The sequence below is a fragment of the Nostoc sp. genome, assembly GCF_036916975.1.
Taxonomy (GTDB): Bacteria; Cyanobacteriota; Cyanobacteriia; order Cyanobacteriales; family Nostocaceae; genus Nostoc.
The window spans coordinates 14,981-41,484 of record NZ_JBALFF010000044.1; the positions used below are offsets into that span (position 1 = coordinate 14,981).

The following is a 26,504-nucleotide window of genomic DNA, read 5'->3' on the forward strand; positions in this document are numbered from 1 at the left end:
TTTAAGCTAAAATTGAGATGCTCCCCAATAACCGATGTAACCAACAACGCTACCATCTGCTGCAAAAAGGTAATAGTCGGAAAATATAATTAATTAATAGATGTTAAGTAAGTGGGTCAAATTAAATATAAAACCTCACCCTGCCTCCGGCTGACCCCGACAATAGTAAGGAGAGGGATTGAGGCTGAGGTTTTTTATTATGTTTAATTACGTATACCTACTTAATAACTACATATAATCTTCCTGTCAACCTGCTATTTATCTTAATCCTTTATTTATAATAATTCCTTTCTTACTGGAAGTGAATTGAAAAAAATACTGAAGTTATGATTAAAATTAATTTCAGTATTTTTAGTTAAATTTAAGGCATCCATGTGTCAGGAAACTTGTTTGACTTTGTGTATTCTTAAAATTCCCTATAAATTCATCTTAGCTATCTAATCGCATTGCTCAAAAAGCTGATTTAGCTTCACGGAAACTATCTGATTAACTATGAGGCATTTCCATCTTTATCAAAACTTTATAATAATCAGAAATTCATATCAAATAAATATTGATTTTTTATCAATAAGAATTCAGCATGAATTAGAGGATATTTTAAAAGTTATATTTCTTACTCAAAATATCTAATACCCTCCCTTTTTTACAAGGGGGAATAGCCTCTTAAAGCCCCCGAATATATCGGGGGTAATGTCAGAATTTGATGTGCTATACGACACTTTTGAAAGATCCTTTTAGAGTCCTGGCGACTATAAGTGGCGGCTATACAGACAAAACCTACCTGCGTGGGTTGGAAATTGTTGATTTTTGATGTTTTGGGCGTAGGTAGACAATGCTAGTGTAGTAGCGAATTATATTCACTTAATATTGTTTGGACATTCTCTTAAAATAAAGAGTATAAAAGGGTTTAATAGCCACATCTCAACTAAGGAGTCTTTATTCAATTGGTGGTATAAAACTGTACTTTATTCATTCTGACTCCTGTTAGCGGATAGCTAAGGTTTAGCCCATTCTGACTTCTAAATTCTTCTTCAATTTTCCAATTAAAACCCGATTTATTAAAATTGTCTTGACGGTTCAAAACGCCTGCTCCCAAAATCGCAAAGAAAATGAGAGAAATGCTAAATGTGATATCAACACGTTGCAACAATGGCTAGCAATCGCATTTTATATGTTATAAAGCTCACAGAAATTAATGTTAGGCGGAAACTATTTTATGGAACCAGATAAACTGGGCCGTTTTAAGGAGTACGGCGAATTCATCCTCCGAAAGATAGATTCTGTACCCCAGCACCCTTCAAAACAAGAAGATTGGGTTCCAGCTAGTCTTGATGACTGTCTTGTTCGTCTGCGGTCAGCTGCCCAGAAAACTGTAGACCTTGCAACTTCACCTGTCAAAATTGGGGTGATGGGGGAATTCAGTAGTGGAAAAACTTTACTTTTAGGCAGTCTAATTGGATATGCAGATGCTTTGCCAGTCAGCGAAAACCCCACTACAGGTAATGTTACCGCCATACACATCATATCGCAAGAAGATTTTGCGACTACACAACTAAGTAATTTTACGGTAGATTATCTTTCTCATGAAGGAGTACATGAGTGTCTACGCTTCATGCTAGGGGAAGCCAATAAACGGACAACAGCAGCAGGGCTTCCTCCGATACCAGTATCGAAACTCAACTCTGGCACAGATATTATTGGCTGGTGTGAAGAAGCATGGAATAGCAGTAACAATTTAGAACTGCGTTATTTACTCCGGGAGTTGGTATTATTCTTGCGGGCTTATCAAGCTTATGGGGAAGTTATGTGTGGTGGACGTTACCAGATTGATGCTACCACCGCCCGCGAAGGGCTACAGCTAGTCGAACAGCCAATGGCAATCCAAACTCTGAAATTTGAAGATTTACCCCCCGCGCATATCCGATTACCGAGTCCACCCCAGAGACTACCAACCAAGTTATTACAAAACAGTTTCCCACTGATCCGCCGCGTAGATATTGATGTAAAAATATCACGGGAAATTTGGGATTTTGCAGACGCAGGAAAATTTATTCTCATCGACTTTCCGGGATTGGGGGCTGCTAATTCGGGGGCTAGGGATACCTTTTTGTCGCTGCGAGAATTAGCAGAAGTACAAACAATTTTGGTATTGCTAAATGGTAAATCTCCTGGGAGCGATCGCGCCAATAAAATCTTCACGATGATGCAGCAGCAGCGACCGGGACAAGACCTAAAAGATTTAATTCTCGTAGGTGTGGGTCGCTTCGATCAACTACCCCTAGATAGCGAAGGTGGCGAAAGAGAACTCGATCAACTCATTGAAGATAGCGATTTAGAAGAGGAAACCGTTTTCCAAAAACTCAAAATTCTGCAAACTACCATTGACGGCGCAGAAGCGTTTACAACTCAAAAAGACCGCATCGTTTTACTATCGCCACTGTTGGGATTAGCTGAATTGGCAAAACGTTCTAGTACCGTCAAAGCAGGTTCAACAGAATTTTTAGCTAACTTAGACTATCCTGATTATTTAGATCGGTCTAAACGGCTACAAGAAAAATGGCAGCACTTAAGTGAACGACTGCTAGAATCTGACACTCGCAGTTATTTGGGTAGACAGCTAGGTTACTTTGCTCAAGATGGGGGACTTGGTAAACTGCGGGAATTGATTCAAACCCACGTAGCGACTCATGGACTTAAGCAACTGTATGAAGATACTAAAAGAGCAGCTGATGTGGTGAGCCAGCAACAAGATTACTTGAAAGACATCATAGATGAAATTCACGAGCAAGGCATCCCCACAGGAGACAGTCCCGCCTTTATCGAATTGCGCTTTGTGGTCGAAAGCTTGGATAAAATCTATAGGAATTTTCAAAAAGATTTAGGGAAAGAACCACTTAAAGATCGGCGCGGTGTTGTCGTCAGCGATGTAGTAAAAGACGAACTTACCTTTAGAATACTGAATTGGAACCAGTGGACTTTACTCTTCAATAAAGCTAACAATGGAGCGATCGCTCTGGCGGAATCTAAAGGTGCAGCCGGGAAATTATTCGATCGGGGAAATCGCGTCAATAGTTCCCTTCCGACTAAAAGCGATGATTTTTATCCAGTATTTGAGAAAACTGTTAAAGAAGTAGAAGATTTTGCCCGCGATCGCATCCATCAAGCAGTGGTAGATTTGTTAAGTCAATTGTCAAATTATGTAGCCCCAGAACGCGAACAATTGCAGGCATTTTTCCATCCAGATATGGAACAAGAAATCGAAGAAAAATTTGGTTTTGAAGATGCCGATCTCTTTTACAAATTATTACTAGGATGCGATCCTAACGAATGGAAAGAAGCAATCATCTCCGAAATCAGTAGTAAAAACAAAACCGTTGCACCCGAAATCATGTTTCCCCTAGCGCGTCAAGACGAGAAACACAACGTTGGTCAAATCTTTGACTGGGCACCAGAAAAAAGCCAAGCTTTACCTAGATCCAGCAATCACCAACTTTTAGTACTGCGGCTGCGAGATGAAATTACTGCTAGCGCCAGCCTTCACCTTGTGCAGTATGTTAGCGAAGTTAATCAGCAAATTAATTCTGAACTAGAAGGTATTTTGGATCAGATTATTCCTAGTTTACAAAACCTTTCAAAAAAAGAAACTTTGCTGAGATATTTGGCGGCTGGAGACTTGCCATCTGAGATCGCAATTCCTACTTGGTTGCAGATTATTTCAGAACTTGCTGCTGTTTCTTACTTAGATGATTTGAGATAAGCTAACTCAGAAGGTGACTGATTGCGATCGCTACGGTTATGAGGATGTATTTGTGAGACGTGATGCGATTTTTTATGCAATTTTTAAGCGTGTTCCCGGATTATTTTTCGAGTTAGTAGAACAGCCACCAGCCGAAGCTAGTAGCTATCGTTTTGAATCAGTTGAAGTTAAAGAGCCAACATTTCGGATTGATGGGGTATTTTTACCTCCAGCTGATGCAACATCTCAGATGATATTTTTTGCTGAGGTACAATTCCAAAAAGATGAGTTACTGTACCATCGGTTTTTCTCAGAATCGATGCTGTATATGTATCGCAACCCGTCGCTTTATGATGACTGGTACGGTGTAATTATTTTACAGTCTCGCAGCTTGGAACCGGAAAACACTACTATTCACAGATCGTTACTGAACAGTTCCCAAGTACAACGGATTTATTTAGATGAGTTAGGTAGTCCTGATGAGCAAAGAGTAGGTATCAGTTTGATGCAGTTGACTATCGCCTCAGAGACTCAAATGGTGCAAGAAGCGAAACGTTTAATTGAGCGGGTGCAAGAAGAACAGATAACTCTTTTAGCTAAGGAGGAGATAATAGATGTAATCACAACGATTGCTGTTTATAAATTTGCCAACTTAAATCGTGAAGAGGTAGAGGCTATGTTAGGAATTAAGTTAGAAGAAACTAGGGTTTATCAAGAAGCTAAACAAGAAGGGCTAGAACAAGGATTACAGCGAGGACGACAAGAAGGACGACAAGAAGGACGACAAGAAGGACGACAAGAAGGACGACAAGAAGCAAAACTTGAAGTTGTACCTCAGTTCTTAGCTCTTGGTATGTCGATGGAAGACGTTGCCAAATTACTTAATTTAACCATCGAACAAGTAAGACTCGCAGCTGAGTAATCACAACGATGACTACGGCGGGCTACGCCTACGCTGTTTATAAATTTGCCAACTTAAGTCGTAAAGAGGTAGAGGCTATGTTAGGAATTAAGTTAGAAGAAACTAGAGTTTATCAAGAAGCTAAACAAGAAGGGCTAGAACAAGGATTACAGCAAGGACGAGAAGAAGGACGAAAAGAAGGACGAAAAGAAGGACGAGAAGAAGGACGAAAAGAAGGACGAGAAGAAGGACGAAAAGAAGGACGAGAAGAAGGACGAAAAGAAGGACGAAAAGAAGGACGAAAAGAAGGATGAAAAGAAGGACGAAAACTAGCAAAACTTGAACTTATACCTCGGTGTTTAGCTTATGGTATTTCGATAGAAGAGGTTGCGAGGTTACTTCATTTAACTATCGAAGAAGTCGAACAAGTAAGACTTGCAAATGAGCAAGAATCTTCAACATCAACTTAGTAACTGCTCCAATTTTCATAGCGATCGCCTAGTTTGTCCTACACCTACTCCCTTTCTATATAAAAGCGTAGCCCAAACTAGGTATCGCGCCAAATAAAAAAGCCAGTGCTAAAGAGAATCAGTGGTACAAGACCAAAGATTCTCTAAATTTGTAATTTTATGATAGAACATTACAGTTTTTAGCCAGCTATAAAACGAACAACAGAAACTAATACTATAATGAACCCTTTTCAACTCAACAAATATAGCGAGCAAGAACCAAGCGAGAAACAACAAAAAAGATTTCCAGGATGGTTTGCTTTAGATTTTGGGACATCGAATTCCACAGTTACACTTTTCGATCCAATTGAAGTACCGATCGCAGAAATTCTACCCAAAGAACAAGAAATCCGGTTGCGCGATCGCTTATCACAATGGCTGAGTTCTCCCGCCTCAGTAGCTTTACCAGATGTCAGTGCTGATGATTGGGAAAAGTTTATCGCAGAAATTAGCAGAAACCTGGAGATAGAACCCAGCCAATTGAGTGAAGTCTTTGAAAGTGACAATAAAGAGCGATTTTTGGAAGCAATTCGCCAAATTGAACTTTCTTTAGGAAACAGTGAGAGATTCCGCCGTGCTGTCAGCAAAAAACTTTACCAAATCTATCATGAGGTGTTCCGCGTCCCTACTCTAGAGTCGCAAAATCTGATTTCAGTTGTGCTGGATATCGATCGCCGCGATACGGAAATTCCTAGCGAGTCGGAAATTTCGCAGTTAAGCGACTTAAAACTGCGGATGGGAAGGGAAGCCAGAGATAACCGAAAAAAAGCGATCGCTCAAGGTACAAGCGGTTCTTTAAAGGAAATTATCAGCAGGTTTCACCATTCACCCAAACGGTATTTTGGTCAGGAACGGTTATTTTCAGTTATTTTGGATGGTGAAGAAGAATTAATTACCGCCAACAAACTGATCCAATCTGCTTGGGCGCATTTAATCGAGTTAACTGAAGATTACCGCCAACGCGCCCAACGCAGGTTTTCAGAAGGAGATTTTTTAACAGCAGTTGTCACCTACCCCACTGTCGCCCCACCAGTTGTTCGCAAGGAAGTTAAGGAATTAGTTGAGCAGTTGGGGATCGATGATGTGCAAACTGCTTATGATGAAGCTGTTTCTGTAGCAATATTCTTTTTATGGCGAGAATTTGGTGGTAATCTCAACATTGGCATCGAGTCATTCAAAACTCGTTGTCGTCAAGCAGGAAACAAATGGTCACAAAATGTTCTAGTTTTGGATATTGGCGGGGGAACCACAGACTTAGCTTTAATTGAACTGACTTTAGAAGATAAAACCCCTACTTTTGCCGATTATGAAGACCGAGGTTTAGGAGGACGTTACTATAAACTTACTCCCAAACTATTAGGTTCATCTGGTCATTTACAGTTAGGTGGCGAGTTAATTACACTGCGAATTTTTAGATTATTAAAAGTTGCGATCGCAGATTTTTTATTGACAGCAGTAATAGCAGGTGATATTGAAAGCGAAAAGTTAGAAGATTTAATTAACTCTGAATTAAACGAGCGCTTTTTAGAACAAGGTAAATTCAAAACTGGCAGTCTTTTGAAATGTTTAGATAAAGAGAATCCAGAAGGTGATATTGCTTACAAAGAAGCCCTAGATATTGCCGAGAAAGTATTACCCACCCGTTGGCAACAAGCGCCTCAACGTCTGCAATCATTTTATATCCTCTGGGATCATGCAGAAGCAGCTAAACTTAAACTTGGACAAAAAGCACTAGCAGATAATTCTCTATTAACCTTCACACTTTCTGAGCAGCAAATTTCTGAACTGCTCACCCAAAGCGCCGTTAAATTACAAGTCAACGATCCAAATAGCATCTGCGTTACCTTAGATAACCAGCAATTTGAACGAGCCGCCGTTTCAGGAATTAAAGAAGCGATCGGGATTGCTAAAGGATTGATGGAAAGTCGCTTGCGTCCTGATGATATCACCAAAGATTCTTGGAATTCCCAAAAAGTTGATTGGTTAATTTTGTCTGGAAAAACTTGTAATTTAGAGATAGTGCAGCGCCAAATCTACCAAGAATTTAGTAAATCTCCATATTTTGTGTGGAATCCAGAACGAATTACCTTTGTGTTGGAATTTACCAAATTAGCCACCTCCGCCGGTGCTTGCTATGCCGAGAAGCTGCGAAGATTAAGGTTCGATCCAGAAGAGTCTAAAAGCTTGTTGCGTAAGGGAGCCAACCAGCTAGAAATTGATGTTAAAAACCTGTTTTATTATTTACCCTGCAACTTCAAACGCAAAACTCAAAGTAACGATTTACTCACCATATTCAAGGCTGGACAAGAACTTTATCAACTAGCACCTTGGGAAAGCGTCGCCAAGGTTCGGACTGTATGGCAAGGAATCCAATTAACTAATATTATTTACCGTCAAGACTACGAAGATGGAGATTTACGACTATGGGGTAGTTTCGACGGCAAAAACCTGATGAATAAACTGGAAATGCGAGAAGCAGAGTTTCTCAAAAAAATTAAAGTTCAGTTTGAAATTGACCAAACCCTTGAATTTAGTGTGTTGCTTTGTCAGGGAAATCCCCATTATTTAATTGATATCCCTGGCATTGATTTGGAATCGGTAGTTTCAGAGAAATCAGCGCTATTTGCGAATGGCAAATTGAACTGGAATATCGCTGTCGAACGCTTCAATAAAGATTTAAATGATGGTGATATTGCCGTCAATGTGATTGAGTCTGCAACTGTTGATCAACCAGATGCCTATCATCTTGTATTTGAAGTAGGAAATGATGGTAGTAAATTGTTCCAAAAATTTCACTATCTGCGCGATGGGGCGACACAACCAGGAACTGGCTTAATTAGTAATCCCTTACCTCCCTTCCCGCAAACTGGCCAGCACACCTTCTATGTTTATCAAACAGACGCCGAAACTAACAGCAAAAAATGGATAAGAATTGGCGCACTCAGCAAACCAGATGTGACAACAGATTACCCTTGTCAATATCGTGTAACTCTCGACGATCAAGGCATTTTGCGGATGCACGCCGGTGAAGTCCCTTACTGGACATCAAACAGTCAAGAATGCCTCAAAGAAGAGGGATGCGTTTATCTGGCTGAATTAGAATTGCAGCCCAACGAAGTTGATAAAGAACGCGATCCATTTTGCGGTATACATTAACTCTTGCATTAAACCTCTGCGTTGAAAAAATTAAGATTTTAAACGCAAAGGTACGCAAAGGTTTAATTCGCTACGAATCACATACAAGTAATATTTGGAGGTGAGATTCATGCAGCACTTGCATCAATTATTAGAGATAGAAAATTCTGAGTTAGCCCAATTACTGCGGTTTAGTTTGTATGGATTAGAGGCGAGTTTAAATCAGGCTCGCACACAATTTCCACTAGATCCAGGATCTAAAATATGCGATGAGGTGCTGGAAGAACTTCATAATTTGTTGCAACCTCCACAGCAAAATACTGGTTGGGAAGATGCGTCAGATGATTTAAAATTAAGTCACCTGCGGGAAGTTTTTGATTCTGATTCAGAACTTAATTATTATCTGGGTAATTCCCAATTGCAAAGCACAACAGATTCAGATTTATGGAATGAGATTCAACGCAAGCTGCTGCGAGTACCAGAAGATTTGGCTGCAACTTGGCGATCGCGCACCCTAGATTTAGCCCAAGAAGTTGGTGCGATCGCAGATAATTCTAACCTCTATCAGCTTCCCTTTATCCGCGACGAAATTATCTACCCTGGGCTTAGTGGTACTGTTCAAACTCAGGGATTATGCTTATACCAACAAGTACTTTCAAATCCTAAAAATGCTCAAGGTAATGTATCCGATTTACCAGCAGCATTCCTATTTTTATATATGAATTTTATTGAAATAGACCCAGATTTACATCATGCTTTAAAGAGCGTTTTTAGCTTTGATGTGATTCCCTTACACTCGAAAGCAGAACAGCGCGATCAATATATTGATGCTTTAAGCGATCGCTTCCAACGTACCCAAAAAGCTGAGAAAAATACTGATCCCCTGTCAATTCTCCGTGCTTGGATTGACATCGACGAAGCTATACATTCCCTAGTATTTGTACCACCGGCTGAACGCTATTCTTGGTGGGGAAAGCTACAACATGAATCACGGCGCATCCTCAAAAAAGTCGCTGATGAAGCTATTAATGCAGGTAATGAAGTGCGAATTCGCCAATTATCGGGACTTTATGCAGATATCTGTGCTTCATCTAAGGATGACTTACAACTAGACTGTGGTGGTATTCCTGGCGAAGTCTTAACTTGTCTTCGAGTCTATGCGCGAATCAATCAAGAAGAATCTCCAGGTCGTGTAATATTTCGCTCATCACGTTAATTGCTGGCGAGTTTTCTAATTCTTGAGATTATGAGGCAAGACAGACAATTTTGCCAATCCCCGCCTTACCTCATAATCTAATGAAGCTAAAAACGTTTAAATTTATAAAATGCCCCAGAAGTGTAAAATGCCTTGACCAGAAAATACTTCAAGTGCAACGGCAGATAAAAAACCAATCATTGCAAAACGACCGTTCCAATTTTCGCTCTGAGGAGTGAAGCCCCAGCGCAAAGCATTAGGATCTTCTGATACCGAAGGCGTAGTCTTCTTAACGTTTGCCATAAATAATACTCCGAGCTTTTATGTTGTAACAGTTATCACTGTCTGTAAAGTAATGTAACAGGTTTTTACGAAAATGCAACATAAACTCAAAATTCAGCCAGATATATTACGGGTACGTATTTTTATTTTAGCAGGTTTGCGATCGCTTAATCTTATTTTTCACCAATTTTCTGGAAAGGATGTTAAAAATGGCTAGAGTCTCATTTTTATAAACTTTTAGATAGATAAAAATGGCAATACCTAATTATCAAAATATAATGCTTCCATTACTTAAATATGCAGTTGATGGTCGAGAACACTCTATGAGAGAAGCCATTGGAGCTTTAGCCGACCAGTTTAATTTAAGCGAAGATGAACGAAAAGAATTATTACCTAGCGGACAACAACCATTATTTGATAATCGGGTAGGATGGGCAAGAACATACTTAAAAAAAGCAGGTTTATTAGCCGCCCCAAAAAGAGGATATTTTGAGATTACAGAACAAGGTATAAACGTAACTAGACAACCCCTAAGAGAGATAGATGTTCGATTTCTTAATCAATTCCCTGATTTTATTAACTTCAAGAGTTCAAAAAAGCCAGATGATAATGTTATTACGGAATTTGACGAAATATCAGAAAAGACTCCCCAAGAGTCTATAGAATTAGGATATCAAAAAATTCGCCAGGAATTAGAAATAGATTTAATTAACCGTGTTAAAAATATTTCGCCAGAGTTTTTTGAAAGGCTGGTCATTGATTTACTGATCAAAATGGGTTATGGAGGTTCAAGACGTGATGCTGGTAAAGCAATTGGTAAAAGTGGTGATGGTGGGATTGATGGTATAATTAAAGAAGATAAATTAGGATTAGATGTTGTTTATATTCAAGCCAAAAGATGGAATACTAATGTTATAGGCAGGCCAGAAATCCAAAAATTCGTTGGTGCTTTATATGGGCAAAGAGCAAAAAAAGGAGTGTTTATAACCACTTCTAGTTTTAGTCAAGAGGCAAAAAATTATCTGTCTGACATAGATATCAAGGTTGTATTAATAGATGGGCAAGAATTAGCACAATTGATGATTGATAATAATGTAGGTATATCAACAGTATCAATTTATGAAATTAAAAATATAGATTCTGACTATTTTATAGATAGTTAAATATTGTTTTTGTTGTGATTATTTAGATAATCTAATTAATAGAATTAAAGCTACAAAGAATTACTTTTTTGTAAGTATAATCAAAAGCTATCTCCGATATTTTGGTGGTAAAATTAAGACAATCGTGGGTTAGGATTAAAAGGTAATGTGTTGTCAATAAATTAAGCTAATATGACATTTATGGTTACATATAGTAGCTAGAGGTGTAGTGCAGTGAGTCAGGTTTTAAGCTTAGAATTAAGTGATGAGGTTTATGCGGCATTGCAGCAGCAAGCCGAGGTTACAGGCGTATCTCTTGCAGAATTGGTAGCTACTTCCATAGAACAGCAGTATGGTTCTCTAAAACGTGAGAAGTCCCAAGCCGAAATAGAAAAAGAAGCCGCTCGCCAACGTTTCCGAAGTCATGCTGGAACCATTAACCTGGGTTATGCTACAGGAGCAGATAATGAAAGCATTGATGCTGATTTAGCCAGAGCATACAGCGATACATTTGAGGAAACAAATTGAGTGCTTCTACTTGATACATCTGGGCTACTTTGCTATGTCCACAGTGGTGAACCAGAACATCAAAAAGCAGTTGAGTTTCTGGATAGTGTTAGTGGAAGCTTAACTCACAATTATGTTTTAGCAGAGTTTATTGCATTAGCTCAGGTTCGTCGCTTTCCACGTACAGTAGCACTGCAATTTATTATTGATTTGTTAGAAAATCCAGATATCGAGACGGTATGGATCAATGAGTTGTTACATCGAGAAGCTGTTAAACTTCTAATGGCTTGGCAAGATAAGACCTATTCTCTATGTGACGTTGTTAGCTTTGTGTTGATGCGTCAGCGTGCTGTCACTGAGGCATTAACCACCGATCGTCATTTTGAGCAGGAGGGCTTTCGACGTTTGTTATTACCCCAAATGTGACGATTTCTAATTATGCTCAAAAGTCCTCTCCGATATCCTGGCGGTAAGTCGAAAGCAATAAATCAAATATCTGAATATTTACCAGAAAGCTTTTCGGAATTTCGGGAGCCTTTTGTGGGTGGTGGTTCTGTATTCATTTATTTAAGACAAAAGTTTCCTCATATCAAGATTTGGATTAACGATTTAAACCGCGAACTCTTTTTATTCTGGAAACTTGCCCAATCTGATATAGTCCAATTAGTTAAAGAAATTCGACAGATTAAAGTTAAATATACAGATGGTAAATTACTCTTTACAGAATTAACTCAGGTAGATGTCAATAATCTATCTGATTTAGAAAGAGCCGTTCGCTTTTTCGTTCTCAATAGAATTACTTTTTCTGGAACTGTAGAATCAGGTGGTTTTTCTGAACAAGCTTTTCATAAAAGATTTACTGATTCTTCAATAGAACGATTAGAAAAATTAGAAAGTATTCTATCAGAAAATGTTCAAATTAGTAATTTGGATTACAGCCACCTATTAAAATCAGAAGGTGAAGATGTATTTATCTTTTTAGATCCACCATATTTTAGTGCTACAAAATCAAAGTTATATGGTAAAAGGGGTGACTTGCATACCTCATTTGAACATCATAAATTTGCTGAAGTTTTGCAACAATCCCATCATCGCTGGCTAATAACCTACGACAACTCAGCACAAATTCGAGAAAATTTTCAATCGGCTAATATCTCCGAGTGGGAATTACAGTATGGGATGAATAACTATAAACAGAGTGGTGCGGCTAAAGGAAAAGAGTTATTCATTACTAACTACGAAGTTAAACTTGATTTAGAAAAAAAATCACAAGTTCAGAATCTTCCTAATCCAGCTTTGCAATTAAGCCTTGAGATTTAGCCCTAACTTTGATAGCTTCCAATTTTCCGGTAGGATAACCCCATAGCTCTCAATATAGCTACAACATACAAACTTTTTTCTATGATAACTTCTCCAATCCCTGCTCAAGAATCCTCTGCTAGCTGGTATGTCCTGCTGCAACAATTAATAGATGGCCAATCCTTATCCCGTAGTCAAGCTGCTGAATTGATGCAAGGATGGCTCAGTGAAGCGGTTCCCCCAGAGTTATCAGGGGCTATTTTAACAGCGCTGAACTTTAGAGGCATTTCTGCCGACGAGTTGACTGGTATGGCTGAAGTATTACAATCTCAATGTTCCCCACTCAGCACTCAGCACTTAGAAATCAGCACTGTAATAGATACCTGTGGCACTGGTGGAGATGGTTCATCAACCTTTAATATTTCTACAGCCGTTGCATTTGTTGCGGCAGCATCTGGTATAGCTGTGGCCAAACACGGCAATCGTTCAGCGTCAAGTCTCACGGGAAGTGCAGATGTATTGGAAGCCTTGGGTGTAAACTTGAGTGCCTCTAATGAAAAAGTACAAGCCGCATTACAAGAAGTCGGGATCACTTTTTTGTTTGCCCCTGGTTGGCATCCTGCACTCAAGGCGGTTGCCTCATTACGGCGGACTTTGAAAGTGCGAACAATTTTTAATTTGCTTGGGCCTTTAGTAAATCCCTTGCGTCCAACTGGGCAGGTGGTGGGCTTATATACTCCTAAGCTTTTGGCAACTGTTGCCGAAGCTTTACAGAATTTAGGCAAGGAAAAGGCAATTGTGCTGCACGGGCGAGAAAAACTTGATGAGGCTGGGTTAGGAGATTTAACTGACTTGGCGGTGTTATCAGATGGAGAAGTAGAGTTAACTACGATTAATCCCCTAGATTTGGATCTAACACCTGCTACCATAGGGATGCTCCGGGGTGGAGATGTCCAAGAAAATGCGGTGATTCTGAAGGCGGTACTGCAAGGTAAGGGAACTCAGGCACAACAAGATGCAGTAGCCTTAAATGCGTCTTTGGCGCTGCAAGTAGGGGGTACTATCGCACTGCTGGATCACGCCCAAGGGATTAAAATCGCTAAGGATATCCTACAAAGCGGGGCAGCTTGGACGAAGTTGGAGCAGTTAGTTGAGTTTCTGGCGAATTGATTTGCGATCGCGTCCCGCGCACCGGAGGTGATCGCACCTGCGGACGAAACTCTACCACATTACGTTTGATGGTGACATCGTAGTTACCAAAAAAATCATGTCCTAAAAGTCCAGTTTCTAGTTCCGCACCTGCGATCGCTACTGCTACTCTATTCACTATTACCCCGCCAACTGCCATCGAATTAACGTAGCCCACAGGAAATTCTACAGCCCTGGAACTCGCGGTATTTGCCTTAGCTTTCCCCACTGCCACTATTCCCAACGTATTAGCCATCTCTTGGGTAATTACAGTGCCACTGGCTCCCGTATCCACAATCATGTCAAATTGTTGCTGGCCATTAAAAGTAACTTCGACAATTGGCGTTCCACCAATTCGCCTTTTAATCGGGGCTGTAAATACTTCCTGATCTGGAATTACCACTGCTGATGAGGGCAAAGCTGGCTCCGTTCGTAACGGTTTTATTTCTTGTGGAGGCGATAGAGGTGTGGTATACTTTGGTGCAGTTGTTATCTGCGGAACCACAACTACTATCCTCTTCGGTTCGGCAACGCGCACAGGGCGAGGATTAGCTTGCTGTTTAGCATATTTAATTTGGCGGCGATATTCAGTAATTTTAGTTTGAGCGATCGCAAATTCTGGGCTTTGTCGCCGGACTCTTTGCATCAGCGCGATCGCATCCTGGTACTGATTCGCTACCAAAATCCAATCACCTGGAGATTGAGCAGATTGGCTAATACTCCAAGCGCCAACAGCTTTGTCTCGCCCCATCTCAAAAAGACTTGGTTCACTTTCAGACGGCTCTAGCGGTAACGGCTGTGCTTCTGGGGTTGGGGTAACTGCTGGTGTTGTTGGTTCGACAGCAGGCTGTACTGATGCCCGCTCCCCAATTGGCGCGGGTTGCTCATTGCCACCACTCGCAGTGTTTTGTTGGTCTTCACTACAGGCAACACACAAAACCGCTAGAGTGCTTGATAAAAAAATTAGGGTTGCACGGGATAAAAAAGACTGAAGCATAATTAATTTTAACCGCCCAAGCTTTGCCAAAGCCACTCCCGCTAATTTAATTCTCTTTTAATTTTAATTAACTATTCTAAAAACTCCCAATTGCTCAACTCATGGGATAATTAACAATCGCAGTATTGGGAAATAGGGAAGAGTTTTCCCAATGCCCCTCAAGAGTGCTGAGTGGGGCAGAGAGGAGAATAACTCCAAACTCCTAACTCCAAACTCCAAACTCCAAACTCCTAACTCCAAACTCCAAACTCCTAACTCCAAACTCCTAACTCCTAACTCCTAACTCAGAACTGTTTTGCCCACTCCCCACTCCCCAATTTACTATGCCCCTGACTGACGCAATACCAGCTTTACTTGTCCTGGCAGATGGAACCAATTATCGCGGTTGGTCTTTCGGTGCTACGGGAACCGCGATCGGAGAAGTGGTGTTCAACACTGGTATGACCGGCTACCAAGAAGTATTAACTGACCCAAGTTACTGCGGTCAAATTGTCATTTTTACCTATCCTGAATTAGGCAATACTGGGGTAAATTCTGAAGATGAGGAATCAGATGGCCCCCAGGTTCAAGGTGCGATCGCTCGGAATATTTGTCACCGACCGAGTAACTGGCGATCGACACAATCCTTACCAGACTACCTTAAACAAAACCAAGTACCGGGGATCTACGGCATCGATACCCGCGCCCTCACCCGCAAAATTCGGATGTTTGGAGCCATGAACGGTGGCATTTCCACAGCCATTCTCGATGAGGCGGAATTGCTAGAGCAGGTACTAGCGGCTCCCAACATGGCAGGATTGAACCTGGTTCAAGAAGTCACCACCCCAACGGCTTATGAATGGTCAGATCCCACCATTCCAGCTTGGGAATTCAACTCGGAAGCTGCGGAAAATCTTGGAGAACCCTTTACCGTTGTTGCCCTTGACTTTGGCGTAAAACGGAATATTTTGCGTCGCTTAACAAGTTATGGTTGTCGGGTAATTGTTGTGCCTGCTGATACGCCACCAGAGGAAATTCTCAACTACAATCCAGATGGTGTGTTTCTTTCAAATGGGCCTGGTGACCCTGCTGCCGTCACTCAAGGGATTGCAACTGCTAAAGCGCTGCTGTTAAGTGAAAAGCCCATCTTTGGTATTTGTATGGGACACCAAATTTTAGGTCATGCACTAGGGGCAGAAACCTATAAACTCAAATTTGGTCACCGTGGTTTAAATCAGCCAGCCGGTTTACAACAACGGATAGAAATTACCAGCCAAAACCATAGTTTTGCTCTTGACCCAGATTCTTTACCTACGGCAGTTGTGGAAATTAGCCACCTGAACTTAAACGATCGCACCGTTGCTGGGGTACGTCACAAATATCTACCTGTATTCTCCGTACAATATCACCCAGAAGCCAGCCCTGGCCCTCACGATGCTGATTACTTGTTTGAGCAATTTGTTCAAGCCATGCGAACAGCACGTCAAGCCGTGGCAGCCGAAGTGAGGTAAAAATGGGGAATGGGGAATGGGGAAGAAGAAGGGAGAAGAATTTTCCCCTCAACAAGAGCAGCAAGAAGCTGCCCCTCTGCCTCTTTTCAATCCCCAATCCCCTACTTCAGCAGATTGTAGACAACTTGCTCAAAAACCATCTATACTTGAGCGTTCACTTTAACTCATGAGGAGGGAATTATTGCTGATCCATTGAATCTAACCGTTAGCCTGAGAGGCACTCGTGAAGTCCGGGATAACTGTCAGCTATTCCGCCTCACAGGTTTGTTAGATGCCTTTTCTGAGCCGACATTTCGCAAGGTACTTGGCAGTAAGATTGACGAGGGACCTAAGCATATTATTTTGGATCTCTCACAAATCGACTTTATTGATAGCTCTGGCTTGGGTGCTTTGGTGCAGCTAGCCAAGCAGGCTCAAACTGCCGAAGGCACTTTACAAATCGTTACGAATGCCCGGGTAACTCAAACGGTCAAGCTTGTTCGCCTAGAGAAGTTTCTCTCCCTGCAAAAATCAGTTGAAGAAGCTCTAGAAAACGTCAAGTAGTCTTGATTGCTTGAACCGAGAGATCAATTCGGCTATCCAGATTCAACATCGGATAGCTTAATTTTTAAAACTTCTGGCAGAAAACCTCTCTCCTTGTGGGAGAGGCACAAAGCCAGTTAAGCTATTATGTTTAAAGTTGAGCAATAATTAAAGATATAGACACCCAGTTCTTGGGTATGTAATTTTTGGCTTCTTATCGGATAAACAATCAAGTCTGAGAAATTTGTAAGAAACACAAAGCCAGCAGATTTGTTTATAGGTATTGACTTGATAGTGTATACTTAAAAATTGTCGCTTCCTAAGTAAGCGTGACAATGTGATCAAGTAAGAGGGTGAGTTTGATGTCAAAATTTTACCCTATTTTAGGCACAGACCACAAGTAGGCAAAATTTGGTTTACAGGCGTTGACATCAGGGTGATCTAAAATGCTTTCTGATCAATCAAAAAGATCGAATTAGTAAGTAGTTCTGATTGTATTGATTATGCTAAGTATAAGATTATGGCTTACTTCCGAAAAATCAGTCTTTGCAAAGAATGCCTGCCCAATGTAGCCCGTCAAGGAATGATTTATTTGTGAAGTCACAGGAGGAAGAGGTATTAGACGGACAAGATGAAACTCCTAAACAGACCTTATCTTGGACTCAAGCACTCTTGACAACCACAGGGCCATTCCAACAGATTTCTCTCTCACAAGTGCAACAAATTTCTCCTACTGCTTTAGCATATTTGGGGGATGCAATTTATGAGTTATATGTTAGAATGTTCTATCTGTTGCCATTGCAGCGGTCAGGAATTTACCATAGTCTGGTAGTGGAGCAGGTAAGAGCGGAAACACAAGCGCTACATTTGCGATCGCTGATTCCTCATCTCAGGGACACCGAATTAGAAATTGTCCGAAGGGGTAGAAACGCCGCTACAGGACGCCCTAAGCGACTTAATCCCGAAATTTATCAACAGGCAACCAGTCTAGAAACCTTAATTGGCTACTTATATCTCACCGATTACCAGCGTCTAACCGAACTGTTGCAAATGCTTAATGTAAAAAAAGAGTGACAACTGAATTTTACAGTAGCCGCAGCAGTAGATTAGGTTCAACAAATTGAGGTAATTGTGACGATCAACCATCCGTTATATCTATAACTCAAATGCAGAATAAACCTAGAAAAGTCAAGACTTCTAACGAATCCAATCGTGGGCAACCCGTAAAAATTCAGGGTAAGCGTATTGTTACTAATCCGACTCGCAATCCCAGGAAAATAGATAGCAACGCTGACGCTCGTACTAATCCGACTCGCAATCCCAGAAAAATAGATAGCAACGGTGTCTCTAGTGCTAATCCGGCTCGCAATCCCAGAAAAATAGATAGCAACGGTGTCTCTAGTGCTAATCCGACTCGCAATCCCAGGAAAATAGATAGCAACGCTGACGCTCGTGCTAATCCGGCTCGCAATCCCAGGAAAATAGATAGCAACCCCATTGACGACTCGCGCCAACGAAATAGTAACTTCTCCCAGCCGCCTGTATCTACACCGACAGAAGAAGATAGCGATCTCATCTACGGCCGTCATCCAGTATTGAGTGCATTGCAAAATCAGCGTAATCTCAACCGTCTCTGGATTACTACTCGTTTGCGCTACGACCCCAGCTTTCACCATTATCTCTTGCAAGCGAAGGAAAATGGCACAGTTATTGATGAGGTTGAACCCAAGCGCTTAGACTATCTCACCAACGGGGCCAATCATCAAGGTGTGGCAGCACAAGTTGCTCCCTACGCTTACATCGAATTACCCGATCTAATTGAACAGGCAAAAGCTGTAACCGATCCTGTAATTGTCGTGGCTGATGGAATTACTGATCCCCACAACTTGGGAGCAATTATTCGCACCGCCGAAGCAATAGGCGCTCAAGGTTTGGTGATTCCCCAAAGAAGGGCTTCTGGAATCACTTCCACTGTGATGAAAGTCGCAGCAGGTGCTTTAGAAAATTTTGCTGTAGCTAGAGTTGTCAACCTCGGCCGCGCCTTAGAAGAATTAAAAGAAGCTGGCTATTGGATTTACGGCACTGCTGCAAGTGGAAACGAAGCTGTGCATACAGTCAATTTCACTGGGCCAATTGTTTTGGTAATCGGCTCAGAAGGCGAAGGTCTGAGTATGTTAACTCAACGCTCGTGTGATTTCTTAGTATCGATTCCTCTACAAGGTAAGACTCCTAGTCTCAATGCTTCTGTAGCAGCAGGGATGACGCTTTATGAAATTTATCGGCAGCGATCGCTAAATACCCTGCACTTAGATAAATTACAAAAAATCTCTTTGAAAAAGTAACAGTAACAGAGTATAAAGAAATGTAAAAGATAATAAAGCAAGATATTGTTTAACACCTTGTAGACGTTTATAAACTGGCGAAAACCATGAAAACCATTTGGCATAACCTCAAGGAAGTGTTAATTAACACATTCAACTCCATCGGCTTGGCTTGGTGGGTAGAGATTGTGACACAAAATCCCCGTTGTACATACTACTTCGGGCCATTTTTGAGTTCTTCTGATGCAAAATTATCAAGCATTGGATATATAGAAGATTTGCAGATCGAAGGAGCTACGGGAATTTCTGTGAATGTGAAGCGCTGCAAACCTAATACCTTAACAATTGCTGAAGACTTGGGGGAAAGATTTGACCGCAAAGTACAGCCTGCCTTTGGCGGTCAGATTTAAGTTAAGTTAGGCCAGAGTCAATATAATTCGTAATTCGTAATTCGTAATTTGTAATTGCGAATTACGAATTATTTGTTTAAGAGTCAAAACTTTTGGACTATTGACTACTAATTACCTGCGGATGAAGTTCGAGCCAGTGGTCAATGTCATTCAGCACCTGCTGGGGGACTTCCCACGGAAAAAGATGGGCGGTGTTTGGATAGCACTGCCATTGAGAATTGTTGAGATGTTGAGCAGTTTCTAAGCTGGAATTAGATGTAATGTGGCGGTCTTGTTCACCAGCAAGTACTAAACTAGGGCATTGTATTTGTGGCAAATCTAGAAGTCGGTTGTATCCCGATTGAATTTCACTATAGAGGGCGCGGGTAGCAGCAGGAGAGGTTTGTAAATAAGCTGGTACTGCTGCGGTGGCGATGTAGTTGTAAGTGGTAGATGTATGTTGTTGGATTAAGTAGCGAAAAAGCGATCGCTTACCAAAAGTTTCAATATTCCATTGCCAACTCGGTTTTATATAGTTTATTAGGGCAGCAACGCCAGTATATAAATTATCCTGCCAAGTGATAGGAGGATGACTCCCACGGGGTTTTGCGGCTGTCGCCACCAAAATCAGCCCTGTAATCCGCTCTGGCAAACGTAATGCCAGTTCCATTGCCAGAATGCCCCCAAGTGACCATCCCAATATTAGACACTTTTCAATCTCAAAGCGGTCTAGCAGCGCTTCTAAATCAGTCAAATGGTCATTCATATCAAAATTGCCATTCCAGCGACTTTTGCCGTATCCACGTAAATCAGGGGCAAAAGTTTTATAACGTTTCGATAAATGGTTGGTAAAGACAGATAGACTACGACCAGTACCAGGATGACCATGTAAACCCAAAATGGGGAATCCTTGACCTTGGATGTAGACATTGAGACGTGCAGCAGTGGTAGGATGGCGATCGCTCATTACTCGTTGTTCTCCTGTCTAGTAAAAACAGCGATCGCTGTCGTATTTGCTTCAGCCCTTTCTGCTTTCCGCTCTAAAATTGCCTGAATTCGATTTGGATTTTCTGTCATAATTCGTTATATTATTTTTCTAATCGTGTCATACGGCTAGCTGCCAAGCATTGCAGTGTTCGATTACAGTTCAAGCTACTACAGTATTCAGGTGTCAGGAAGTTTGATATCCAAAAAAGGGGAATTAATATCTAAAAGCCAATTTTCATCTACAAATTTTAGATTTTCATCATAGACAAGAAGCAACTCACCAATTCTTTGAGCGTTATGACTTGGCTTATCTATAGCATCAATACCAGAGACTGTGAAAACAAACTTTAGCTTTAGAAAGGGTTTTTTCTGAGTAAAGCCAATAGAACTGCTAACTAATTCTGTTTCGAGGACACGAGGCAAAGTAATTATTTCATAATATTTATCTTGCTCATCCCAGTAGCCGCAAACTTTATAATCACATAGTTCAAGATGTTCTTGAACTAGTCTATGGGCATCTATATTTTCTAAGATTTCAGTCAAATCTCCCCATACTGAATAAGTTAGTGGGCGCAAATAATCATCACTGGCTCGTAGTTGCGCTTTAGCGCTAAAGCGCAACTACGAGCAAAATACAGAGATTTTACTTTTCGTTACATAGTTTGGTTTTATCTTGCCTACCTACTTAGACCTCTTGCATAAATCAAAAATAGAGAACCCCACCCCGCATTTGAGTAAACTTACGCTCCCCTCCCCAAAGCATCGGGGTGGGTATTAGGCAATTTTGTAGAAGGTCTATTGTGGTCAAACTCTTTGTTCAAATTAAAACCTTCAACTGATCACAGTTTTAAGAAATCGGTTCAAAAACCATTTGGGGACTCAACACTTCATCTTGTAATTGCCCAATACCTAAAAAGCGAGTTTCTTCATCATAAACTCTAACTATTTCAGGAACATCGAAACTTAGAGGAATTCGCTGACCTTGACACCATTTTTGAGCAGATGTTGCTGGTAAAGTAACAGATGACAAATGTTGTAAAGCTGCATCTGGACAAATTGGTTGAAATGTCCCGGTTTGCAGTTTAGTTTCTAAATCTGTCAAAGTCAGACTATCTGTTAAATCGAAACCACTGCTTTGGGTGCGAATCAAAGCCGCAAGAGTACCACCAGTTTCTAAAATTGCCCCTAAATCACGAGCGATCGCTCTAATATATGTACCAGAACCACAGGCGATCGCCACATCCAATTCGGGAAAATCTCCTTCTCTCCAGTCCAAAATATCTATCTGAAAAACTTCCACTGTCCTCACTGGAACTTCCACCGTTTTACCTTGACGTGCTAAGTCGTAGAGACGTTTACCATCCACTTGAATTGCACTGTAATTCGGTGGTATTTGCTCAATTTTGCCTTCAAATTGTGGTAATGCACTTTTCACCTGTGCCAAACTCAATCCACCACAAGAACCAGAAGTGATGACTTCACCTTGTAAATCATCGGTTGTAGTACGCACACCTAGCCGAATAGTGGCAATGTACGCTTTGTTTTCTGGCAGATATTGCAATAATCTTGTGGCTTTACCAAGAGCCATTGGTAAAACCCCTGTCGCAGCTGGATCTAACGTTCCCGCATGTCCGACACGTTTGAGGCGCAATAATTTTCGCACTCGCGCTACGCAGTCGTGGGAAGTCCAGTCAAATGGTTTGTTTAAGTTGAGAAAACCTTGAAATAACACAAAATCAATACTTACAGCTTTTAAACTCTATTAAATACTCATTTAATGCTCAAAGCATTAATATTTGGTAATCAAGGTTTAATTAAGCATTATTTTATACATTAAACCAGGATAAAGACATTCTCTAACCACTTTAGCGAATAATACACAAAAAATGCAGACAGCGCCGAGCATACCCTGCGGGTTCTCCAAAGGAGTAGGCAATGACAAATTATGTTTTACACATTTGGGATGTTCGCACTTTCGCAACAAGAAAATCTAAATTCCAGACATCGGAATGCAAAATTTGTAGTATCCCCTTGACAACGTGTAAGTTTTGAATTACATTTGTAGTACAAAGATAAAAGCCTCGTCAAAAGGCAAAACCAAAACCTTTCGGAACCTTGACAATTGAATAGTTGCTAGTTTTTGGGGATTAGTTTAGCAACTTACTTCGGCAGTACCCACTTTTGGGACCGCGATTGGTGTTCGACTGCTCCGAAACCAACAAACGGACGGTTGCAGGATTCGGGTTCAATTCCCGACGGCTCCACTAATATCAATTCGTAATTAAAACAAGAGGTGATTGCAATGGTTCATATTCGATTTGAAGGACGTTCTGTTGATATGCCAGAAACACAACTAGGAATTGTCGCAGGGATGAATGATGTAGCGGTGAAGGAGCGCGTTGCTCGGCATTTAGATGTGAATAGCGATCGCCTTTCTGGTTACGTAATTGATCGCCGTCCCAGTGGTGATTTTATCGTCCGTCCTGAAGCTGTCTATGGTTAAATTTCAGAGTCATCCGGTGATTTAAGACTTAATTTTGCGCCCTAACTTGTGAAGCCTACACACACTCCGGTAACGGAATGCAGGTTCAAATCCTGCCGCTCCCTTTGATGGGAGCGTAGCCAAATTGGTATAGGCAACGGTGAAAACTGCTTTGCTAACTTGTGCAAAATTCCAATTATTTATTGTATTTGTCTATAACCTTTACTCAATACAGAGGTAAGTTCAATGATGTTAGCTAACTCATGTTTAATAACAATTCAATTAGAACAACTGCATTTAAACAACGTGAGATATGAGCGAACATCGTTTGAGCGAGATTGTGATTGAGCGTCCTCGCGGTGGGATGAAAATTAGCCTCAAAAAGGTGACTGGCTTTAAGAAGCAATTACACAAAATCACTGAGGAAGCGAGTCAGGATGGATTGTTGAATTCCTACCTGATTAAACCAATAAATAAATCCAAGTATCTTTCAGATCATCTGGGCCCCCTGCGTCGGTTTTTGCGAGCGCAAGTCGGACAGCCTTGGAATGACGTTTACAGCCAACTGTGTCAACGATTAGATCCCAGCACAATGGCCGGACAGCATGTTATCGGTCATGTGTGGGGCTACGTTGAACGGCATGTAGAAATAATTGATGGTGGTTTTTACAGCAAGCCTTACCGTGGGTATCGAATTCAGCTAAATGCAAACCATAGCGATCGCTTCTATATCCATCCTGAAACCGGAATTCTTTGTGCAGCCGAGAAAGTGCCTCGAAAGCAGAAGCTAAAGCAGAAGCAAACTGATATTGTCATCATTGATAATTATCATCAATACCAGAAATTAAACGAGATTTGGTATTTAATTACCTTTGAAGATTTTCCACCGCTACCAACTGATTATGTGACAGATGTTGTCAAAGGTATAATTCATCGTTCTGCCGCAATGTATAGAGGTCGAATAATTTACGCTGTCAGGAAACAACAGTGTAGTAAGAAAGAAATTAGATTTATTTTAGATCAAATTTCTAAAACATAAAATTTTCACTTCGCGCCCTAACTGAAAAAGCTTACATACTAGCCAAATTGGAACAGGCACTTGACTCTAAATCAAGCGATTACGGGTTCAAATCCCGTGTGTGAATCAACAGCTTTTTCGACTTGCACGAGGTGATCTTATTTCATTTCAATATCGAGGTACGAACATACCTTATACCAATTTACGAAAATTTTGATACATATATATTGGGAGCATCTCAATGAATGCTTAAATCTTTTCCCTCACCCGCAGCCCCTCTCCCATATTTGGGAGAGGGGAGACATAATTCTAGTTCGCCGAATCCCGTATGAAGGGGGATAGGTTAGGGCTATCAAGGTTTTTGCACCTGACGGGATGCTCCCAATAGATTTATCGTAAAGGCCAGGCATTGCCTAGCCCCAAAAAAGCGTAAGGAAGTCGGCGCAAATAATCATCACTGGTTTGTAGTTGCGCTTTAGCGCTAAAGCGCAACTACGAACAAAATACAGAAATTTTACTTTTTGTTACATAGTTTTGTTTTTTCTCGCCGACCTACTTATTTGTATCATTATTAAAGTGAAATGGTATTACATCCAAACTGGCAGTTGTTGCCGCGCCCCGATCGCAGAAGCTTACATAACTCTGAATAAGTTATACACAATGCTTCTACAACTTGCGCGGTGATATCGCCTCGCGTGCAACATCTGCCTCCTGCAATGCGTAGATTTGAGATTTTGGATTTTTGATTGCAATCCAAAATCGTAAATCCAAAATCCAAAATTCTTAAAGGAGGTTCATAATGAATACCGCAGAACGTGACCTGCGTTTGGAAATGCTCAACAGTTTGCTGACAACTCCTCACCGCAAACTTGAGCAAGTCACAGAAATTCATCAGTTAATTGTTGAACTCGATCCCATCTTCTACGGACATCTGGCAGTCTGGTATCAGCGTCATGGTGATGTCCGCGACCACAAGGAAGTGTTTCTTGCTTACTTGTTAACTAGCAATTTAACTGAACACCGGGATGCTGGATTTATGATGCTGCAAGAGTTTCCACCCTATCAAGTGGCTCGGATAGTGGACTTTATGAAACAGCAGCAAAACAAACTGCCTCGTTCGGCTCGGACTGCGGTACGGCGTTATTTGAAGACACGGGAGAGCAATCCAGCTTTGTTTGATCGCGCCGCTTTGCGAGGTCGTAAGGCAATGAAGCACTTATATGCTTCGCTGCACATCAAACCAAATGAGCGAGCAAATGCGATTCTGTTTGACAATACTCCTTGTGAGGGTTCCTTAGCAAATGTGCTGAAGCAGCTTGCTAAGGCTGAAAATGCCGCAGAACAGGCACGGCTGATTGTGGAGTTCAAAATTCCATACACGATCGCAATTGGTGCGATCAAGCAACTCACACCAGTTGTATTGGTGGCATTGATCAACAGCATGTCTCCACAAGAAGCGATCAATAACCTCAAGTCTCTCCAGACTAGGGGTGCAATGGATCACCCAGAAGTCAAAAAGCTGATTGATTCCAAGCTGGAAGAAGCGTCTAAGAGTGGGCGTGTCTCAGCATTCAAAGCACAGATTGCAACAGATGCCGCAGATTTTGACGCAGATACCGTTGCTCGACTGGAAAAGGTGACAAACGAGCAGGTGAAGCGGCGCGGTGCGATCGCTCGTCCAACTGCTTTATTGGTGGACAAGTCTGGTTCAATGCAAAATGCGATCGCCACGGGTTTGCAACTCGCTGCCCTAATTTCTGGTATCACTCAGGCAGAACTGTTTGTCTACGCTTTCGACACCATTCCTTATGCTGTTACGGCAAAGGGCAAAGAGTTGACCGACTGGGAGCGTGCTTTCTGCCACATCAAAGCAAGCGGTGGTACTAGCATTGGCTGTGCATTGGAAGCAATGCGGCGAAAAAAGCAGGTAGTTGACCAGATTATCCTAGTGACGGATGAGGGCGAAAATGCGGCTCCTTATTTCGGTGAAGTCTACAAGAACTACTGCCGAGAGTTGGCGATAATGCCCAATGTGGTGATTGTCCGTGTAGATACTCATTACAACTGGGTAGAGAGCCAACTGAAGCAGCAGCAAGCACCTGTAGATACGTTTACTTTCGCGGGTGACTACTACAGTTTGCCGAACATCATCCCACTGCTAACGCGCCCCTCTCGTCTGGATTTGCTAATGGAGATTTTGGATATGCCGTTGCCCGTGCGAGATGATAAGTAATAAGTAATATCATGTCCGCGTTCTTAGACCCCGCTCTCCACATACTTACGGCTTCTTTTGTAGCCGGGGACAAAACAAGCGCCGAAGTTTCTAAAACCTCACCCTGCCTCCGGCTTCCCTCTCCAAAGTATCGGAGAGGGATTGAGGGTGAGGTTTATTATATGTTTAATT

General features: G+C 41.4%; 24 protein-coding genes and 1 pseudogene. 20 read left to right on the forward strand and 5 right to left on the reverse strand.

Annotated elements, in window-relative coordinates; all coding sequences use genetic code 11:
* Positions 1-1,216: 1,216 nt before the first annotated feature.
* From V7K73_RS10040 to V7K73_RS10060, 5 genes and pseudogenes are all read left to right on the forward strand, one after another.
* Positions 1,217-3,757 (forward strand): proteasome protein, encoded by a 2,541-nt coding sequence (locus V7K73_RS10040; protein ID WP_334879489.1) that lies wholly within the window; start codon positions 1,217-1,219, stop codon positions 3,755-3,757.
* A gap of 52 nt (positions 3,758-3,809) precedes the next feature.
* Positions 3,810-4,658, forward strand: coding sequence for an Rpn family recombination-promoting nuclease/putative transposase (locus tag V7K73_RS10045; RefSeq protein ID WP_334879530.1), 849 nt, complete (start codon positions 3,810-3,812; stop codon positions 4,656-4,658).
* A 35-nt stretch (positions 4,659-4,693) separates the two neighbouring features.
* Positions 4,694-4,951 (forward strand): annotated as a pseudogene (locus V7K73_RS10050) (hypothetical protein); the annotation flags it as partial.
* Positions 4,952-5,326: 375 nt separating this feature from the next.
* Positions 5,327-8,302 (forward strand): molecular chaperone, encoded by a 2,976-nt coding sequence (locus V7K73_RS10055; RefSeq protein WP_334879492.1) that lies wholly within the window; start codon positions 5,327-5,329, stop codon positions 8,300-8,302.
* A gap of 109 nt (positions 8,303-8,411) precedes the next feature.
* Positions 8,412-9,497: a hypothetical protein gene (locus V7K73_RS10060; RefSeq protein ID WP_334879494.1), complete on the forward strand. Its 1,086-nt coding sequence runs from the start codon at positions 8,412-8,414 to the stop codon at positions 9,495-9,497.
* 102 nt (positions 9,498-9,599) lie between these two features.
* On the opposite strand, the gene V7K73_RS10065 is transcribed toward V7K73_RS10060, so the two are convergent.
* Positions 9,600-9,779 carry a high light inducible protein gene (locus V7K73_RS10065; RefSeq protein ID WP_104907792.1) on the reverse strand — a complete coding sequence of 60 codons (180 nt, stop codon included), beginning with the start codon at positions 9,777-9,779 and terminating at the stop codon, positions 9,600-9,602.
* A 73-nt stretch (positions 9,780-9,852) separates the two neighbouring features.
* On the opposite strand from V7K73_RS10065, the gene V7K73_RS10070 reads away from it, so the two are divergent.
* From V7K73_RS10070 to trpD, 6 genes are all read left to right on the forward strand, one after another.
* Positions 9,853-9,975, forward strand: a complete 123-nt coding sequence (locus tag V7K73_RS10070; RefSeq protein ID WP_334879496.1) for a hypothetical protein — start codon at positions 9,853-9,855, stop codon at positions 9,973-9,975.
* Between the two features lie 34 nt (positions 9,976-10,009).
* Positions 10,010-10,921 (forward strand): restriction endonuclease, encoded by a 912-nt coding sequence (locus tag V7K73_RS10075; RefSeq protein WP_334879498.1) that lies wholly within the window; start codon positions 10,010-10,012, stop codon positions 10,919-10,921.
* Positions 10,922-11,134: 213 nt separating this feature from the next.
* Positions 11,135-11,428 carry a hypothetical protein gene (locus tag V7K73_RS10080; protein ID WP_334879500.1) on the forward strand — a complete coding sequence of 98 codons (294 nt, stop codon included), beginning with the start codon at positions 11,135-11,137 and terminating at the stop codon, positions 11,426-11,428.
* A complete protein-coding gene (locus V7K73_RS10085; protein WP_334879502.1) occupies positions 11,429-11,833 on the forward strand; it encodes a type II toxin-antitoxin system VapC family toxin in 405 nt (134 codons plus the stop codon). It abuts the gene before it with no gap.
* Positions 11,834-11,845: 12 nt separating this feature from the next.
* On the forward strand, positions 11,846-12,727 hold the full coding sequence (locus tag V7K73_RS10090; RefSeq protein WP_334879503.1) for a DNA adenine methylase: 882 nt from the start codon (positions 11,846-11,848) through the stop codon (positions 12,725-12,727).
* Between the two features lie 81 nt (positions 12,728-12,808).
* Positions 12,809-13,876: an anthranilate phosphoribosyltransferase gene (trpD, locus tag V7K73_RS10095; protein WP_334879505.1), complete on the forward strand. Its 1,068-nt coding sequence runs from the start codon at positions 12,809-12,811 to the stop codon at positions 13,874-13,876.
* Here the strand turns inward: trpD and V7K73_RS10100 are convergent.
* Complete coding sequence (locus V7K73_RS10100; protein ID WP_334879506.1) at positions 13,806-14,891, reverse strand: retropepsin-like aspartic protease family protein; 1,086 nt, start codon at positions 14,889-14,891, stop codon at positions 13,806-13,808. The genes trpD and V7K73_RS10100 overlap by 71 nt on opposite strands.
* A 323-nt stretch (positions 14,892-15,214) precedes the next feature.
* On the opposite strand from V7K73_RS10100, the gene carA reads away from it, so the two are divergent.
* The 6 genes from carA (at position 15,215) to V7K73_RS10130 (ending at position 19,634) form a co-directional block, all read left to right on the forward strand.
* Positions 15,215-16,381, forward strand: a complete 1,167-nt coding sequence (gene carA / locus V7K73_RS10105) for a glutamine-hydrolyzing carbamoyl-phosphate synthase small subunit (RefSeq protein WP_334879508.1) — start codon at positions 15,215-15,217, stop codon at positions 16,379-16,381.
* Between the two features lie 16 nt (positions 16,382-16,397).
* Positions 16,398-16,544, forward strand: a complete 147-nt coding sequence (locus V7K73_RS10110) for a hypothetical protein (protein ID WP_334879510.1) — start codon at positions 16,398-16,400, stop codon at positions 16,542-16,544.
* 29 nt (positions 16,545-16,573) lie between these two features.
* Positions 16,574-16,924, forward strand: a complete 351-nt coding sequence (locus V7K73_RS10115; RefSeq protein ID WP_199326607.1) for an STAS domain-containing protein — start codon at positions 16,574-16,576, stop codon at positions 16,922-16,924.
* A gap of 573 nt (positions 16,925-17,497) precedes the next feature.
* Complete coding sequence (locus V7K73_RS10120) at positions 17,498-17,977, forward strand: Mini-ribonuclease 3 (RefSeq protein ID WP_334879511.1); 480 nt, start codon at positions 17,498-17,500, stop codon at positions 17,975-17,977.
* Positions 17,978-18,069: 92 nt separating this feature from the next.
* Positions 18,070-19,245: a 23S rRNA (guanosine(2251)-2'-O)-methyltransferase RlmB gene (rlmB, locus tag V7K73_RS10125; protein WP_334879513.1), complete on the forward strand. Its 1,176-nt coding sequence runs from the start codon at positions 18,070-18,072 to the stop codon at positions 19,243-19,245.
* Between the two features lie 86 nt (positions 19,246-19,331).
* Positions 19,332-19,634: a DUF1816 domain-containing protein gene (locus V7K73_RS10130; RefSeq protein WP_334879514.1), complete on the forward strand. Its 303-nt coding sequence runs from the start codon at positions 19,332-19,334 to the stop codon at positions 19,632-19,634.
* Positions 19,635-19,731: 97 nt separating this feature from the next.
* Here V7K73_RS10130 and V7K73_RS10135 read toward each other — a convergent pair whose 3' ends face one another.
* From V7K73_RS10135 to truB, 3 genes are all read right to left on the reverse strand, one after another.
* On the reverse strand, positions 19,732-20,580 hold the full coding sequence (locus V7K73_RS10135) for an alpha/beta fold hydrolase (protein WP_334879516.1): 849 nt from the start codon (positions 20,578-20,580) through the stop codon (positions 19,732-19,734).
* A 197-nt stretch (positions 20,581-20,777) separates the two neighbouring features.
* Positions 20,778-21,143: a hypothetical protein gene (locus V7K73_RS10140; protein ID WP_334879518.1), complete on the reverse strand. Its 366-nt coding sequence runs from the start codon at positions 21,141-21,143 to the stop codon at positions 20,778-20,780.
* A 304-nt stretch (positions 21,144-21,447) separates the two neighbouring features.
* Positions 21,448-22,332, reverse strand: coding sequence for a tRNA pseudouridine(55) synthase TruB (gene truB / locus V7K73_RS10145; RefSeq protein ID WP_334879520.1), 885 nt, complete (start codon positions 22,330-22,332; stop codon positions 21,448-21,450).
* Between the two features lie 570 nt (positions 22,333-22,902).
* On the opposite strand from truB, the gene V7K73_RS10150 reads away from it, so the two are divergent.
* The 3 genes from V7K73_RS10150 (at position 22,903) to V7K73_RS10160 (ending at position 26,333) form a co-directional block, all read left to right on the forward strand.
* Positions 22,903-23,103 carry a hypothetical protein gene (locus tag V7K73_RS10150; RefSeq protein ID WP_334879522.1) on the forward strand — a complete coding sequence of 67 codons (201 nt, stop codon included), beginning with the start codon at positions 22,903-22,905 and terminating at the stop codon, positions 23,101-23,103.
* Between the two features lie 292 nt (positions 23,104-23,395).
* Entirely contained in the window at positions 23,396-24,121 is a 726-nt protein-coding gene (locus V7K73_RS10155) for a hypothetical protein (protein ID WP_334879524.1), read from the forward strand.
* Between the two features lie 778 nt (positions 24,122-24,899).
* On the forward strand, positions 24,900-26,333 hold the full coding sequence (locus tag V7K73_RS10160; protein ID WP_334879526.1) for a vWA domain-containing protein: 1,434 nt from the start codon (positions 24,900-24,902) through the stop codon (positions 26,331-26,333).
* The last annotated feature ends 171 nt before the right edge of the window (positions 26,334-26,504 follow it).